General features: G+C 53.9%; 10 protein-coding genes and 1 pseudogene. 2 read left to right on the forward strand and 9 right to left on the reverse strand.

The window, feature by feature from the left end; all coding sequences use genetic code 11:
* Nucleotides 1–100: 100 nt before the first annotated feature.
* Nucleotides 101–1,636 carry an ABC transporter substrate-binding protein gene (locus MHH82_RS21270; RefSeq protein ID WP_340967811.1) on the reverse strand — a complete coding sequence of 512 codons (1,536 nt, stop codon included), beginning with the start codon at nucleotides 1,634–1,636 and terminating at the stop codon, nucleotides 101–103.
* Nucleotides 1,637–2,010: 374 nt separating this feature from the next.
* On the opposite strand from MHH82_RS21270, the gene MHH82_RS21275 reads away from it, so the two are divergent.
* Both MHH82_RS21275 and MHH82_RS21280 read left to right on the forward strand, forming a co-directional pair.
* Complete coding sequence (locus MHH82_RS21275) at nucleotides 2,011–3,621, forward strand: YifB family Mg chelatase-like AAA ATPase (RefSeq protein ID WP_340967812.1); 1,611 nt, start codon at nucleotides 2,011–2,013, stop codon at nucleotides 3,619–3,621.
* A gap of 20 nt (nucleotides 3,622–3,641) precedes the next feature.
* Nucleotides 3,642–4,448, forward strand: a complete 807-nt coding sequence (locus tag MHH82_RS21280) for an N-acetyltransferase (RefSeq protein WP_340967813.1) — start codon at nucleotides 3,642–3,644, stop codon at nucleotides 4,446–4,448.
* A gap of 91 nt (nucleotides 4,449–4,539) precedes the next feature.
* Here MHH82_RS21280 and MHH82_RS21285 read toward each other — a convergent pair whose 3' ends face one another.
* The 8 genes and pseudogenes from MHH82_RS21285 to MHH82_RS21320 all read right to left on the reverse strand — a co-directional run bounded on the left by MHH82_RS21285 (nucleotide 4,540) and on the right by MHH82_RS21320 (nucleotide 16,182).
* Nucleotides 4,540–4,923 carry a YraN family protein gene (locus tag MHH82_RS21285; RefSeq protein ID WP_036659194.1) on the reverse strand — a complete coding sequence of 128 codons (384 nt, stop codon included), beginning with the start codon at nucleotides 4,921–4,923 and terminating at the stop codon, nucleotides 4,540–4,542.
* Complete coding sequence (locus MHH82_RS21290; RefSeq protein WP_015736344.1) at nucleotides 4,920–5,234, reverse strand: EscU/YscU/HrcU family type III secretion system export apparatus switch protein; 315 nt, start codon at nucleotides 5,232–5,234, stop codon at nucleotides 4,920–4,922. The genes MHH82_RS21285 and MHH82_RS21290 overlap by 4 nt, the downstream gene beginning before the upstream one ends.
* The gene (locus MHH82_RS21295; protein ID WP_015736345.1) at nucleotides 5,231–7,261 is read right to left on the reverse strand and encodes a hypothetical protein; all 2,031 of its coding nucleotides are present in this window, start codon (nucleotides 7,259–7,261) and stop codon (nucleotides 5,231–5,233) included. The genes MHH82_RS21290 and MHH82_RS21295 overlap by 4 nt, the downstream gene beginning before the upstream one ends.
* Before the next feature lie 80 nt (nucleotides 7,262–7,341).
* Nucleotides 7,342–7,959 carry a ribonuclease HII gene (locus MHH82_RS21300; RefSeq protein WP_009590921.1) on the reverse strand — a complete coding sequence of 206 codons (618 nt, stop codon included), beginning with the start codon at nucleotides 7,957–7,959 and terminating at the stop codon, nucleotides 7,342–7,344.
* A 249-nt stretch (nucleotides 7,960–8,208) separates the two neighbouring features.
* Nucleotides 8,209–12,014, reverse strand: a pseudogene (locus tag MHH82_RS21305) (GH32 C-terminal domain-containing protein).
* Nucleotides 12,015–12,101: 87 nt separating this feature from the next.
* Complete coding sequence (locus tag MHH82_RS21310) at nucleotides 12,102–12,986, reverse strand: ROK family protein (RefSeq protein WP_145037575.1); 885 nt, start codon at nucleotides 12,984–12,986, stop codon at nucleotides 12,102–12,104.
* Between the two features lie 34 nt (nucleotides 12,987–13,020).
* Nucleotides 13,021–14,496: a glycoside hydrolase family 32 protein gene (locus MHH82_RS21315; protein ID WP_340967814.1), complete on the reverse strand. Its 1,476-nt coding sequence runs from the start codon at nucleotides 14,494–14,496 to the stop codon at nucleotides 13,021–13,023.
* 84 nt (nucleotides 14,497–14,580) lie between these two features.
* Nucleotides 14,581–16,182: an ABC transporter substrate-binding protein gene (locus MHH82_RS21320; RefSeq protein ID WP_036663951.1), complete on the reverse strand. Its 1,602-nt coding sequence runs from the start codon at nucleotides 16,180–16,182 to the stop codon at nucleotides 14,581–14,583.
* Nucleotides 16,183–16,214: the final 32 nt, after the last annotated feature.

A 16,214-nucleotide genomic window follows, 5' to 3' on the forward strand; every position in this document is an offset into this window, starting at 1 on the left:
ACCCCCTGCGGACCGGAACCAGGCATAACGAGCATCCGAAGAGCCGATCCGAAAAAGAGAGCCGCCGCGGTTCCTCTGGCTGCATGGCGTTCAGGTTAAATTACTTGGCTTCGTTCAGGAATTTCTGCGTCCGTTCATAAGCGCTTTGATGAACATCCAGCACCTGCTGCACGCCAAGTTTGTTCACTTCTTGCACGTAAGTGTCCCATTCATCCATCGGTTTCTGTCCCAAAATGAATTTCGCAATCTGCTCCTCATGGAATTTCTTCACGGTTTCTCCGACCATGCTCAGCACTTCATTCTCTTCATTCGTATACGCAAGCCTTGGCTGCGGCTTCGTTTCATGGTCTGGTGCGATTTTCATTGCTTCCCGCATTTTTGGTGAATACATGGACTCGTATGCGGTCATGTCCAATACTATGTGAGCACCGATCGTCGCGATTCCCGTTTTGGTTCTTAAGTCGCCAAACTCTTTGTAATCATCGTTGAACGTGCGAACCCCGTTCTCCGTCGTGAAGGTCTCGCCTTCCCTGCCCCAGGTTGCCAGCTCAATCCCTTCGGGGGAGAACAGGAAATCAAGGTACTGCAGCAGTCGATCCCGCTCTTTGGAATTTGCCGCTACGGCAAAGCCGTCACTCTGCAATCCGGCAAACACGTTATGGGACTTGCCATCCGGCGTGCCGATAGGCGGAACCATGTAATCAAGACTGAACTCAGACGATGCATCCCCCAGCATCAACGGCAGTTCATCCATGATGCCGATGTAGTCGCTGGCGATAAACGATTTGTTCTGAAGCAGCAGATCGTTAAATTGCTTGCGTTTATGTGCCATGAAGTCAGGCGCAACCAAGCCCTCCGCGTAAAATTTATTCATATATTCGACCATTTTCTTGTAGTTGTCTTCTGTCGGTCCGTAGCGCCATTCGTTCTTCTCGAAATCGTAATAATAGCTGCTGTTGGTATTAAACGCAGGTGCCATATTAACCAGCGGGCTCAATCCGTTGAACACGGCAATCGGGAAGCTGTCCGGGTACAGTTCCTTCAACTTTTTCGCAACGGTATACAGCTCGTCGTAAGTAGTGGGCGGCGTCAGATTGTGTTTCTTGAATATATCGTCCCGGTAAAGCCAGGAACGCCTGGATTGCTGCTCAAATCCGTACAACGGCATAAAATAATTTTTTCCCTCGGGAGACAGAATAGCGGCCTTTACCTCCGGATGATCATCAAGAAACTTCTTGTAATTCGGCATCTGATCCAGATGCTCGAAATAGTCGACGAACGCGCCGCTGGCCCCGTGCGTGTTGGCGGCATTCAGGCTGTTGACCATCATGAGATCCGGGATCTCGCCCGAGGATATCGCCAGGTTCATCGTGGTGGTGTAATCGCTCATGACGGGTTGCACCTTGAAGGAGATGCCGGTTTCCTCTTTTAAGTACTTATAAATCGGCCAATTCTCCTTGTACGGCCAATTCGTATGGGAAAAGGTCATCATCTCTAACGTGATTTCCTTCCCAGTATCAGCGCTTTCATGATTCCCCTCGTTCGCCGCGTTATCTTTCGAGCAGCCGCTCAACAATGCGCCGGTCAAGACGGCAGCCAATGCCGCCAGCCCTAGCTTTCGATTCCAAATTTTCACGCAACCCTCTCCCTTATGTATGATAATGTAACGCTCGACGCTCAACCCGTCTTGACGTTTACGGATTTGATTGTACCTGCCGGAGCCGCTCATTGACCATTCACAATCCTTCCCGTTATTGGCCAGACCTCAGAATCTGAAAAAGTGGCAATGATCTGAAACACGGTACATTCATGGCCGAAACTCCGCATCCTGTCCGGGTTCCTGCCTGTACGACGGGGCTTTTAGTATATACTCGCGAATTGACAGACAGGAGGGAAACTTTTACAATACGGACTAGAATCACCCAGCGAAAATGAGGAAGCACCCTTTTCGAATCTTGGATGTTCGTTCTTGTTACAATCCACTGATATCTGAAAAGAGGTGCTTTACTTATGTACGGAAAACTTCATAGCGCCTGCTTGCACGGCATTGACGGCGTCATCATTCAAGTGGAGGTGGACCTCGCTAACGGGCTGCCGCAAACCGCCATCATCGGTCTGCCCGATTCCTCCATCCGCGAATCCGTCGAGCGAGTACGGGCAGCGATTAAAAACTGTGGTTTTACTTATCCACTGAAACGGGTGACCGTCAATCTTGCCCCTGCTGACCTGCGCAAGGAAGGTTCCTCCTTCGATCTGGCGATCGCCGTAGGCATTTTGCTGACAAGCGAGCAGTGGGCCTTCTCGAATGCCGATCGAATATTGATCATCGGCGAGCTTGCACTCGATGGTACGCTCAGGCCCGTGACGGGAGTTCTTCCGATGGTGGAGCAAGCCCAAAAAGAAGGGTATGCCGGCGTTCTTCTTCCGCGGGAAAATGCGGCGGAAGCTGCTTTAATCGGAGGAATCGAGGTCTATGGGCTCGGTCATTTGAATGAGCTCGTCCCGAATCCACCAGCAGAAACCACTCGCCGTAGTGATGCTGCAGGAGATGGCACTGTTACCGTTTCGCTCTCACAGCTCCGGTATGACCGATCGATGAATGCAAGCAGATCGCAAGAAGGTAGCCATCAGAGCAGGCAGCTCGAAGACTATAGGGACGTGATCGGGCAGCAGCATATCAAACGCGCCCTGACCATCGCCGCGGCCGGCATGCACAATATCCTTCTCATCGGGCCCCCCGGTACCGGTAAAACGATGCTGATGAAGCGCCTTCCCACCATACTTCCGCCGCTGGCCGACCAAGAAGCGTTGACGACAACGAAAATATTCAGCGCTGCCGGGAAGCTAAAGCCTTCCGATGGGCTGATGAAGAGACGTCCCTTCCGGTCTCCCCATCACACCATCTCAGCCGGCGGCCTCATCGGAGGAGGAACCATACCGAAGCCGGGAGAGGTCAGTCTGGCCCATAAAGGCATTCTGTTCCTGGATGAGCTTCCCGAGTTCTCAAGGCATGTGCTGGAGGTGCTGCGTCAGCCTCTGGAGGATCGAGAAGTGACCATTAGCAGAGCGCGGGCGGTTTTTACCTTCCCGGCGCATTTCATGCTGGCTTGTTCGATGAATCCCTGTCCGTGCGGTTACTACGGCAGCGACCATCCTCATCAGCGATGCACCTGCAGCGTTTCGCGGATCGCCCAATACCGGGCGAAAATCTCGGGCCCCTTGATGGACCGAATCGACCTTCAAGTGGACGTGCCTCGGCCCAAGGAATGGCCGGGAAGCACGCCGCCCTTATCCTCCGAGCACATGCGGGATCAGGTCTATGCGGCACAAGCGATTCAATTGAAACGCTATGACGGGCTGCCATTCGGCTGGAACAGCGAACTGTTCGGCAGTTTTCTGAGAAAACATGCGAGGCTGGACAAGGAGTCGGCAGATCTCCTGCAAGCAACCATCGATACGCTGGGCCTGAGCATGCGCGCATATGACCGAATCCTGAAGCTGGCTCGAACCATCGCCGATCTCGAGGCATCCGACGGCATCCAAAGCCGGCATGTCGCCGAAGCGATTCAATACCGACAACTGGATCGCCAATATATAGCAACCGAAGAAATACACCGTTAATGAAATGGAGTCGATATTTTATGATGATCAGACAGATGACCAATGAAGATCTAAATGACCTTATCGAAATATGGCTAGCCGCTTCCAAAGAGGCCCACCATTTTATACCCGCCGAGTATTGGGAATCCAAGCAGGGGGACATGCGGGAGGTATACCTCCCGATGGCCGAAACTTATCTATTGGAGGAAACAGGTCAAGTCCGGGGCTTTGTTTCCCTTGTAGGCGAGGATTTAGCGGCATTGTTCATCGATCCAAGCCGCCAAAATCAAGGATGCGGAAAAGCCCTCCTTCGCTATGCCATGGACCTTCGAGATACGTTGAAGCTTCGGGTATATGCGGATAACCAAAGGGCACTCCGCTTCTACGCGAAGAACGGTTTTGAACACCTTGAAGAAACCGTGGATCCCGATACAGGACAACAAGAGCATATTATGATCTGGCGCAAGAATAAGGCCGAAAGGAAGGATAGCATGAGCGTTTCTATATTTCAGCATATTGACACCGTCTTTGTCCCCACGAGAAATATAAAAGCCGCTAAAGAATGGTACACAGGCGTTCTTGGGGGCAGAATCGGCTGGGAGAGCGAGCAAGGGGAGTATCAATGCATTCTGTTCGGACAAACCTCCCTTACCCTTTTCTCAACAGAAGAAGAGAGATATTTTGAGCGCCGGCATGCCATGTTTAATTTTTTCGTTCCGAACGTGGAGGACGCATATCGGCATCTGAGGATGCAAAACGTACGGGTCGATTCCATCCTGGAATACGGCGCAACCTATTTTACATTCTATGACCTGGACGACAATTGTTTGGAAGTATGCTCGTATTAAAGAGAACGGCCATTATGCAGAAACAGGTGAGGGATCAAGGAGCCCTCACCTGTTTCTATGGTTATTCTTATTGATTCGGATCAGACCCAACTTAAAATGCATTCTCGATATGATCCATCGAATCTGCCGTCATGTCTTCCCGGAGCATAACCGAAATGACGTCGAAACGTATCGTCCGTTCGTAATAACGCTTCTGGTGAACATACTGCTGGGCCGTGTTACGAACCTGCATCACTTTGCGGGCGTTCACGGATTCCGAAGGCGTGCCGAAGCTTGTCGTACCGCTTCGGCTTCTAACCTCGATCACTACAAGAGTCTCCCCTGTTTCCGCCACGATGTCCAATTCTCCAAAACGGCAGCGCCAGTTCCGGTCCAGAATCCGGTACCCTTTTTGAATCAGGGCGGCGGCCGCCAGTTCTTCGGCAGCCGCTCCTTTTTGCTTGCGGTTGTCCTTTTTTCCGGATGGCGAGGTCATGACGGCATCATCCCTCCGTCCTTCGCTTGACGATCCGCACGATAAACATACGTCAGCACTTCCGCGACCAGCTGGTACAGCTCTTCCGGAATCTGTTGATCCAGATCCAGCTTGGAGAGAATCTCCACCAAGGCAGCATCTTCCTGCACGGGAACGCCATGCTCTTTGGCTTTATCCAATATAGACTCCGCCAGTTTGCCTTGTCCCTTGGCAACCACAACCGGCGCTTCGCTTTCGCCGGGCGTATATTTAAGCGCAACCGCCTTTTTCATGGCGGTGATTGACCCTTCCTCTTTCTCTAGCTTGCTCATATCCGCATGTCCACCCCTTTATAAACCTGAGGGGTGTATTCGGCTGCCGTTCCCTGCACGGAATCTTCTGCTGCCGGCGGCGAATCCAGGGGCAGCGGTTCTGTTTTGACGCTGAGCAATTGGTAGCCGATCGACGAAACGGCTTGTGCCAACTCCTGCTTGGTCCCTTCGAACAGCTCCGCGGCAAATGTCTGATCATTCCGAAAGTTAAGGCTGACGATCCGGTCAACAACCTGCACATCGATCAGGGTCTGCCCCAGAAACTTCATATCCAGGTCGAACAACAGCCTGCAGTTGGTTGCATCCAGCTCGCCTTTACGGCCTCTGCGGGATTGAATATGTACGGACGCGGTCTGTTCCCCGTCGGCGCCATGCAAAGGGATGAACAGCGTGATCTGTGCGAACGGCGCCGTTCGATCGGTATTCAGCAAGAGCTGCTGGCCCGTTAAATGCTGAATGACCTGTTGGGCCGCTTCCTTCAGCGCCGGAGGCGCATCCTGGCTGGACAGCACCTGAAGCAGCACCCCTTTCAGCGTATCCTGCAGGGCAAGCGACGAATCCCCCGATGGCCCTGAAGCCATAGTGGCCGGATGCACGCCTTGGGTTATTTGCTGCTGTACGGTTGGCGTTACCGGGTGCGTCAAGCCCGGCTGATTCACGGCGCCAGCCTGAGCATTCGGAACACCCGGTGCCTGCTGGTTCGCGTTTGCCGCATTCCCTGGCGTGGCGGAGGCTCCTGGCATATTCGCTGCTGCGCCCCCGCTGCCAGAGGCAGGAGTGGCGGGCAGGGAAGCTTGGGCTGCCGCAGCAGCGGTTGGCTGCGCTGCGGCCGGAGCCGGTGCAGCCGCGCCTGCTGCCGTTGGAGCAGCTACCGATGCGGGCACGGCCGCATTCGCTCCGGGCGCGGCGGCGCCGTGAGCCGCGCCCGCGGCCGTGCCGCTTCCGGGCGGCGCCGCAGGCTGCCCGGCTGGCGCTGCCGGCGCGGTGCTGCCCGCGCGCGCCGCTTCGCCCGCGGGGCCCGTCCCGGCCCCGCGCAGGGCCTGCTGCTCGTGCTCCGCACCGAGCAGCTTCAAGAGCCGCCCCACCCACGGCTCCGCGCCGGGGGTGGGCGGCTTTGGCGAAGGGCCTGCAGCCCCTTCGCCAAGAGCTGCCGCCAGCCCTGTGGGCACGGCGGCGGGTTGTCCGGCGGCAGGCGCTGCCGTGCCGCCGCTGGCCCATGGCTGCGCGAGCTCGCCGCGCAGCTGCTGCAGCAGGCCCTGCAGCTTGGTCAGCAGCGCCTGCTGACCTGAGCCGGCCTGCGCGGTACCTCCAGCGACATTGTTCGCCGCTGCTGCTTGCTGCTGCGCGGCAGCGGTACCCTCTGCGCCAGCTGCCGTCGAAGGCGCAGCGGACGCTGCATTTTTCCCGGCAGCCGCTGCGCCTCCGTTACCGTTGCTTAGAGCAGTCGTCAGCTGCTGCTCGAGCGACTGCAGCAGCTGATGCAGCTGGGGGCCGAATACGGCCTGATGCAGTCCCTTCACGCTTTCAGGGGTAATCGGCAGTCCGCGGTGAAATGCGATCGCTGCCGACTCTGCCCATTCGGCGGCCGGGATCTGAGGAGGCTTTACGGCCAAAGCCTCTCGGAACATGGCAATATTGTCCTTCGTCAGGGGAACTCCCGCGTTCTGCATGCCCCGGATCATTTCGCGGTTTTCCTTCGTATCCGGAAGACCCGCAAAATCCAGCACCTCAGCCATGGATGAAGGGGTCAACGGCTGTCCCGGCGTTTGGCTGAGAGGCTTAAGCACCGCTGTCCCTCCCTCTCCCGGCGGCTGAACCTGCAGCAGAGCCGTTTCCCCGGCTCGGAGCGGCGTTTCCAGCTTCGCTTTCACTTGAACGCCCTGGATCTGCACCACCGCTTCCTGCCCGTCCTCCGATACGTTCATAACGACACCGCGAACGACTTGACCCGGCTTAAGTTCCAACGTCTTGGCGTCTCCCGGCTTCTGCTCGCCCAGGAGTCCGCGAATCAACGATCCGATGTTCACGACAGTTCCTCCCACACCTTCTGTTTATCTTATATATCGGCAGCAGCCCGCCTTTTGACGAGGGCGGGCTGCATCGAAATCTAGAACAAGGACAATTGCTCAATCTCCATATTTTTCAAAAAGCTTCTTCTATGCATGGCGGTAGGTCCGTGCAGCTGCAGCTGTTCCCGGTGAAACTTGGTAGCATAGCCTTTATGTACGGCGATTCCGTATTCCGGATAACGCGCCTCCCATTCCCCCTCGCACAGCCTATCGCGGGTGACCTTGGCTATAATGGAAGCTGCCCCTATGGACTGGCTGTTGGCGTCCCCTTTAATGATGGCACGCTGGGGAATATCGCAATCCACCTTCTCGGCATCAACAAGCAGAAACTGCGGGGGAACCGCCAACTGCTCGATCGCCTTCTTCATCGCAAGTCTTGCCGCTTGTTTGATGTTAATGCGGTCAATCGTTTCCGCATCCACCAAACCGACGCCGACCGCCAGCGCCTGCTCCATGATCAGGTCGTATAGGGTTTCCCGCTTCTTGGCACTGAGTTTCTTCGAATCGTTAATTCCTTCAATGACCAGCCCCTCCGGCATAATGACCGCCGCAGCGACCACATCGCCGAACAAACAACCGCGGCCGACCTCGTCGATGCCTGCAATATGTATATAACGGCTCCAATACTCTCGCTCGTACATCAATAAATCTGTCATAGGTTTAACCCCTTTGGTTCCGAATTACCGTTTGTTGCCTATTCGTTCACACGGTGTATCGCATCTATTCTATCAATCTAGTAACTCTTCTAGAGTATCATACTCGCCAGGGAGCGTCACCCTTTTATCCCGTTAAGAATCCCGGCAGGAATGGGTTCGTCCATCGGCGAACCATCGGTTATACTCCCCGAAAAAAAGAGCCGCCGGCAGCGGCAGCTCTTCCCTTTATTCGATTATCGATCCTTGGCTTCAGAGCCCAAGCCGCCATCGCTGACGATCCGAAGCGGCATCCGGCTCATTCAATTCCAGCCCCGAACCGTCAGCCTTTACGGCAAGCGCCCGTCCATCGTGGACGGATCGGATGGTTACCGTATCATCTTCCTGACGTTCCACTCTCCACCGCTGATTGTTATAACCAAGATACGTGTATAACTGAATCCGGTTCTGCCCGGTATCCACATCCAAAGCCTTCCCTTCCGGCGTGCGAATGGAATACGTGCCTTCTTCTCCTGTCGGTACCCATACCCATAGCAGGTTGCCCGTACCCGTTGATTCCTTCACGGTAACGGGTTCGCCGTTTACGGATTTCTCGGTATGGATCGCCTTGTTCACGGCTTCGTTCGTGAAGCTGGTTTTCGTCAGTCGAGCTTCAGACGGATGACGGACGTAGACATTTTGATAGGAAGCCTGTCCGCCGAACACATTGACTCCAAAATGCCCTTCGGCAAATGTCCCGTCCATCACATCGATTACCTTCTTCCCGTCCACGTCGACTTGAATATGCGGACCTTTCGCTTCAATCCTCAGGTGGTAGGTTCTTCCCCCTTGGATAAAGCCGGGGACGCTGGCCAGGACTTGACGTTCCTCGAATCGACCTTCGACCATGTAGAAGAGCCGAATCGACTTCAAACCAGGATCCAAATTCAGATAATATCCGCTGCGGCCGTCCCCGCTTGCCCGAAACAGCATGGATCCGGCACCGCCTGCTTCCCCAAGCCGCATGTCTCCCTCGAACGTGAAGTCTCCTGCCCTCTCTTGCGCCATATAATTAGCATCACTCGAATGGCTGCCCCGGATTCCATGCTCGGTAAGGACCCACTTCGAGGCCTTAAGATCCGGTTTCCATCCCGTCAGATTCGTTTTGAAGGTTCCGCTCGAGACCAACACGCGGGTGCTCGCCGATATTTTTCCGTTTGGGGTTGAGGCCGTAATGACGGCTTCCCCCGCATTCGCCGCTTTCAATACGGCATGGGTCTCATCGGATGAAACAATCCGGACCGTATCGGGATGACTGGATGTCCATACCAAAGGTTTCTTCCCGTTGCCCGGGACACGATCCACGGCTGCGTACAACGATTCGGTCTGTCCCCGGGACAGGTCCAGCTCGTATGAATCCAACAGGATGCGGGAACCAGGTTCCGATGGATCAAGAGGCCTCCACACAGAATCCAGCTCATGCACCTTCAGGGATTTCAGCTTTACTTGGCCGCCTAGAGTGTAAAAGCTCATCCCCCGTCTGGCCCGATCCGGAAAAATAACGTCCGAGAACACAATGTTTCCGTCATTGCCGAACACCTCGACGGAAGATTCATCGACATAAATACGCAGCTTGACCACTCCATCTACGGGGTGCAGCAAAGCTTTATGTTCGGTCGAGAACAGGCTGGAGAAATCCGTGGTTCCCGATGCCGAACGGTCAATGAACATGTGATGCGCGGAGTTGTTATAACCGACCACCGTTTGTTGTCCGCCGCCTTCCCGCAGCCGGAACCCGAATTCCAGCTCGCTGCTGTCTGTCGGAATCTCGACTTCCGCCTCGATTTCAAATGCGCCTGCCTGAATCCCCTTTAACACATTCTGCGAGGTCTCCGTCACTTGCCTGTTATTCACATGGATTACCGTTTTCCGGAGGGTCTCTAGCTCAGCGATTGGAGACTGGTGCAGACGTATCCCCTCACTCGTCGTTCTGAGCGACAGCTCTCTAGGGATGGTCAGCTGACCCTTCCAGCCCGAAGTCGGAAAACTGAAGGGATAATCCCAGTTCGTCATCCATGCCAGCATGATTCTTCGATTGTCCGGCAGGTCGGAGAAAGACATGGAAGCGTAGAATTCCTTGCCCCAATCCGTTCTCAGCACGTTCCCGGCCGTATGATCATTCATAAATTTGCCGTCTGGCGTCACATCGCCAATAAAATATTCCGCATCGGAGCCTTGGGTGTTCGGATTAGCGCCGCTGCTGATCATCAACACCCATTTGCGCTGACCGGAGCCGTCCACGGCAAGCTGAAACAGATCCGGGCATTCCCACACGCCTCCACGGATATATTCCCCATACCCGAAACGGTCCGTTAAGGTCCAATCGACCAGATTGTCGGAGGTAAAGAAACGGATATGATCTCCCCCTGATACCACCATGATCCAGCGGTTGTTGGCTTCATCCCGTACCACTTTGGGATCGCGAAAATCCCATCCTCCCGGATCCTCGCCCTGTTTGCCCGGGTTCTCGATGAGGATCGGCCGTTCTTTCGAATACGTCCAGGTCCGTCCGTGATCGGTGCTGTAAGCAAGTCCGATCTTCTGATTCCCGCCCGGCCGATCAGGATTGAAGGATGTGTAGTAGGCAATTAGCCCTTTGCCTCCAGAATCCCCGAACAGACCTGAAGCGTTCGTTGTATCGGCTACGGCAGAACCCGACCATGTCCGAGATCGTTCCAAGGCAGTGCGATCGGCAGCCGGTTCCAATGCACCAGATCCCGGCTGACCGCATGCGCCCACTGGCCTCCGTCCTGATGGAATAGATGATATTCCCCCTCAAAATAGACCAATCCGTTCGGATCGCTTGCCGAGCCTCGGATTGGGCTATAGTGATACTGCGGACGATATTCCTCTGTATAATAATCCGCCATCGGGGTTACATAAACGTCCTGAAAGTAAGCCGTTCCGGACTTTACCTTCATCCCGATCGATCCGCCCGCGTAACTTCCTTCGGATACGCGGATCGCAGCGGGTTCGTAACCATCTACAGCCATTTGAATACTGTCTCCGGAGACGTGGATCTCCACATGATGCGCACTTGTCGGCAGGCTTGGGTAGGTACGGCTCGATGCGCCAATCACCTTTCCATCCGAGGTTTCCAGCGTTACCCGGACCTGATCATCCTCTCTCCTGAATACGGCTTCGTATCCCTCCGTTCCTTGATCGTTCCCTCTCCAATAGAACCCGGCTTCAGCCTGTCCCCCTAAGGTGATATTGCCTTCCAGCACATAATCCGCAGCCGCATTCTTATAGATCCTGTAGGCTTCGAGCCCCTTCGATGCCGATCCCTTAAGCCCTTTGATGTCAGGCTGCCAGTCCCCGCTCGTATTTGCCGGTCCGAACAGGTTGCCTTTCCACTCGCTCACCTTGATATTTTGAAACAGGGCGGAACCGTCCCACACATGAAGACCCAGGTATCCTGTGGAATAAGCCGTATCATCGACTTCAATCATCGGTTCATATTGGCTTCCCCAATATACCTTAATATTGCTGCCTACCACCTTGACCTTAAGGTGAACGATGTCCCCTCGACTCAACGCGACCGCTTTTTCCACCTTCAATCTTCCATCCCCTTCGCGGGCATCCTTGAGGCGTACCAAGCCTGCGCTGGGCACGATTTGCAGCATATACGATGACCAGCCGTCAACGCTTGAACGAAAGACCAGCGAAGCATCTGCTTGCATATCCGTAATCATCACATCGGCTTCATAGACAAAATCATCCGCTCTGGTTGAGGAGATCGCCGTTGCGTTCTCACTTGAATCGGAACGAAGCCGTAAACCTTCTGCCGTTTGTTCCATCTTGCCTTTGCCCTTCAACTGCCACCCTTCAAGGTTGGTATTGACATTGGATACGCTTTCAAAAATGTCGTTTTCTCCTTCCCCTTTCAAAGCTGCATTCGCTTCTTGGATCACTGACGCAGCCGAAGCCGGAATGACGCTTGTCGCCAGCAATAAGGACATCGTGATCGCAGACAACGTGCGCAGCAGCATTGTATGTACATCCTGCGGTAATTTCATATATCCACCTCTTTTCGGATTCTTTACCACACGTGATATAGGAAGGATCAGCCCGAACAATCGGGCTGTTCTCCTAATCGAACCTGTTTAGGATGACGAATCTTGCCATGCCCGGATTCCCAGAGCCAATGCCCCGCATAAGCCGGACTGGGTGCCTAATACCGGAGGAACTATATATTTCTCGATATCATGTACAATTTCGTCGGCAAGCACATATCCGTTTAAATTACGCCTCACCTCTGCACGAATGAGGGGATACAGCTGAGCCTGCTGCATAACGCCGCCGCCCAGTATGATCTTCTCCGGGGAATTCGTCAGAATCAGTCCGGTGATGGACTGCGCTATATAATAGGCTTCGATTTCCCAAGCGGGATGGTCGGCCGGCAGCAGATGTCCTTTCAATCCCCATCGGGCTTCAAGCGCCGGCCCAGCTGCCAATCCTTCCAAGCAATCGCCATGGTAAGGACAGGTTCCTCCAAAGGCATCTTCGGGATGGCGTTTTACGGGAACATGCCCGCCCTCCGGATGTACCAATCCATGAACCAGCCGGCCTTCGGAATAAAGGCCGATCCCAAGACCTGTACCCACCGTATAATAAGCGCAGCTGTTCAGCCCCTTGGCCGCTCCCCAAGTCGCCTCTCCCAAAGCAGCTGCATTGACATCCGTATCCCAGCCATAGGGAATATCCATATGCGACTTCATGTTGCCGAGGACATCGATCTGCGACCAGCCATGTTTCGGTGTTGACGTTACATACCCGTAAGTCGGGCTGTCCGGCTTCAGATCGATGGGTCCAAACGACCCGATGCCAATGGCTTCTACCTCATGTTCATGGAAATAGGAAATGGCTCTGGACAATGTACCTTCCGGCTGTCCTGTCGGAAAGCTGATGCGATCCTCGACGATTCCGTTTTCATTTCCGATACCGCAAACAAATTTGGTGCCGCCCGCTTCCATTGCTCCAATACGCATACTGCCGGATCTCCTTATGTCTTATCGATTCATATTACTTTAACTGGCCACCAGATGAAGAAACCTCATAGATATGGAAGGATTCTATAACCTTCCGGTCATCATCGGCAAATACGGTGATTCCCGTTGAAGCAGGATCAGGATAAATCAAATCCGTGATCACCGCCTGCCCGCGATCCGCGAACAGCTCCACGGACGAACGGTCCACGAAGATCCGCAGTTCCAGCATAGAGCCCGATGTCTTTAGCTGCGCCGAATGCTTGCCGGGGAAATCCTTATGGAAATCCGCCTGCCCTGAACGGCTGCGATCCACGTAGACTTCGGCAGATTCTGCATCCCAACCGACCAACGTCTCTTGCCCTAATCCTGTCCTTACTTTCAAACCAAGCGAAAATGCAGCATCAAAGCGGACAAGGATCTCGCAGCTCTCCAGCCGCACAGCGGCTAACCGGACAGCAGCTTCATTCACAGCGATACCATGCAAGGAAAGCAACTCGGTGCGGTGCGCTTCCAATTCACGAGCCGGCTGCTGCGTTACCGTAACTTCGCCTTCCAGCGTCTCCAGCTTGAGTTCCCGTACTAAGGTCATGGCCCCCCTCCAACCATCCGTTGGCGTCAGGTTTGCATATTTCCAATTGCTCATCCAGCCGATGAACAGCCTTCTGCCATCCGCGGCCGGAATGTCCGACCAGCTGACCCCGGCATAGTTATCTCTGCCGTAATCCAGCCACCGCACTTCACCTTTGGAGCGTTCATCCGGCATAAACGTTGTCCCGTCAAAGTCTCCAATGAAATATTGCGTCCTGGAGCCCTCGACGTAGGCCGGATCATCGCCAATGCTGACAAGCATGACCCATCGCACTCCACTGTCTTCCGTTGCAAGGGGGAACAGGTCCGGACATTCCCAGACTCCATCGTGAAATCCGATGCCCTCTCCAAACTCGCTGGCAAATACCCATTCCTTTAAGTTTGAAGATCGATAGAGACATACCGTCTGCCCGCACGCCACAATCATCACCCACTGCGATGACGGCTCATGCCAGAACACTTTGGGATCCCGAAAATCAACATAGCTGTCATGGCCAAGGACCGGATTGCCGTCATACTTCGTCCACGTTCTTCCTTCGTCCTTGCTGTACGCCAGACTTTGGTACTGCATCATTTGCTGAGCGCCCTGCACATCATGATGGTGCGTGAAGATCGCTACAAGCCCGGGCCCTTCATCGAAAAACCCGCTGGAATTGTTCCAATCTACAACGGCACTGCCAGAAAAAATCGTGCCATGTTCATCCGGCGCTAATGCAATGGGAAGCTCTTCCCAAGAAACCAGATCCTTGCTGACCGCATGTCCCCAGTGCATGGGTCCCCATGTGGTGCCAAAGGGATGATGCTGATAAAACAAATGATACTCCCCTTTAAAATAGACCATTCCATTGGGATCATTCATCCAGTTCTTCTGTGGTGAAAAATGATAGGCATTTCGATAGTTTTGTTGTTCTGTGATAGACATATGGCGATCTCCTTCATTATCGTTTTCATGGGTTTACGACCGTACTTCAACGATATGCATCAACGGCGGCCGCATTCCACACGGTTACTTCATGTTTCTGTCGTATCCCGTTTGTTTGATCGTCAGCCACTCCTGAAGTCCAAGTCGATCCAATTCCTTCAGGTAAGCGTCCCATTCCTGATCTACTTTTCCATTCTGGTACCATTCGGTGCGCATTCTTTCCAGGTAAGGGAACAAATCCGCTTCAATCGTGGATAAGCGATCCAACTCGTCGATGGAGAAGAACACTTTCGGGTACGTATTCTCCGCTTTCATGTGCGGTACCATGACGTCCTTCATCAGTTTGAGCCTCCACGCCGCATCATCCGGCATCGTGGTGTATTTTCCATAATACTCGTCCAGGATCGCAAGCGGCCCCGCGATGCTTGTTTTTTGTCTAAGCTCTACCGGAGCTGTGCCTTCAAGCGGAAGGTGCTTCAGCATCCCTTTGGCTTCATCCAGCTCAAAAATATTCTGCTGGGTATCGTCGCCGTAAGTTCCCCAGTTGTTCTGAACCGATTGGAGCGGTTCATACATGGCATCAATCCATTTGGCCGTTTCCTCCAGTTTCTTGTTGCTGCTGGTAATGACCAATCTTCCCCGATCCAGTCCGATTCCGTTCGTCCTCGTTACATTGATCTCTCCGGTTGGCCCTGCAAGCGGCGGCATCAGGTCATACGTATCATTCATGCCCGTGATATTGGCTTTATCCCACGTAAAATACATGCCGTACCGGTGGTCTTTTCCCTTGGCCAGGTAGGTATTCCAATCCTGCTGGAATGCTTCGATGTCGATTAAGCCCTCTTCATATAATTCGTGAATGAATGCTATGGCTTCCTTATACCCTTCCTCTGCGGCGGTGAACACCACCTTGCCGTCATCCGTAACGACGGTGTGATCCCAGTTCTCGCCCAAGCCGAATGAAGCAAACAGGAATGTCAGATCCTCGCCGCCCGGCTTATTAATGAAGGAAAGCGGTATTTCGTCAGCCTGCCCGTTGCCGTTCGGATCTTGGGTTTTGAACGCCTTTAATACGGTTTTCAGCTCTTCCGTCGTAGTTGGCATGTCCAGTCCCAAGGCGTCTAGCCACTCCACGTTAATCCAGGGGAAGTTATCCACCGATTGAATCCGCTCTTTCCCTGAGCCCAACTCCTCGATCCATGGAAAGGAATAAATATGTCCATCCGGCGCCGTAATCATGTTGACGTATTCCGGTGCTTGCTCCAGCACCTTTTTCAGATTGGGCATATGCTGTTCGATTAAATCCTCCACGGGAATGATGACCCCGTCCTTTGCCAGTTTTAGCAGATCGTAATCTCCGTACCCCGCATCGAAGATGGCGTCAGGCAAATCTCCGCTCGCTACGGCCAGATTGCGTTTTTCCGCAAATACATCGCTGGTATAATTCTTCCACTTGATGTGAATGCCCGTTTTCTCTTCCAGGCGCTTGTTGATCAGCTTCTCGTTAGGGTCGGCAGGAGCCAGCGGCGAGCTTTGCGTCAGGACATTCAAAGTAACCTTTCCGTCCGGCGACTCATTTGAGGCTTCCCCGCCCTTGCCGCACCCGGACAAGAGCAGCACGGTTGCCAGAGCTGTCAGGGCTACCGCTTTTTTGCGGTTATGTTTCTTGGATCTCTTCGCAATCATATCAATGACCTCCGAATCATGTATTTGGATAA

This window comes from Bacillus sp. FSL K6-6540, assembly GCF_038007545.1.

What these genes read in the sequence shown, in the direction of transcription:
- MHH82_RS21275 (WP_340967812.1), top strand. Translation starts at nt 2,011, where the DNA reads ATGTACGGAAAACTTCATAGCGCCTGCTTGCACGGCATTGACGGCGTC.
- MHH82_RS21280 (WP_340967813.1), top strand. Translation starts at nt 3,642, where the DNA reads ATGATGATCAGACAGATGACCAATGAAGATCTAAATGACCTTATCGAA.
- MHH82_RS21285 (WP_036659194.1), bottom strand. Translation starts at nt 4,923, where the DNA reads ATGACCTCGCCATCCGGAAAAAAGGACAACCGCAAGCAAAAAGGAGCG.
- MHH82_RS21290 (WP_015736344.1), bottom strand. Translation starts at nt 5,234, where the DNA reads ATGAGCAAGCTAGAGAAAGAGGAAGGGTCAATCACCGCCATGAAAAAG.
- MHH82_RS21300 (WP_009590921.1), bottom strand. Translation starts at nt 7,959, where the DNA reads ATGACAGATTTATTGATGTACGAGCGAGAGTATTGGAGCCGTTATATA.
- MHH82_RS21310 (WP_145037575.1), bottom strand. Translation starts at nt 12,986, where the DNA reads ATGCGTATTGGAGCAATGGAAGCGGGCGGCACCAAATTTGTTTGCGGT.
- MHH82_RS21315 (WP_340967814.1), bottom strand. Translation starts at nt 14,496, where the DNA reads ATGTCTATCACAGAACAACAAAACTATCGAAATGCCTATCATTTTTCA.
- MHH82_RS21320 (WP_036663951.1), bottom strand. Translation starts at nt 16,182, where the DNA reads ATGATTGCGAAGAGATCCAAGAAACATAACCGCAAAAAAGCGGTAGCC.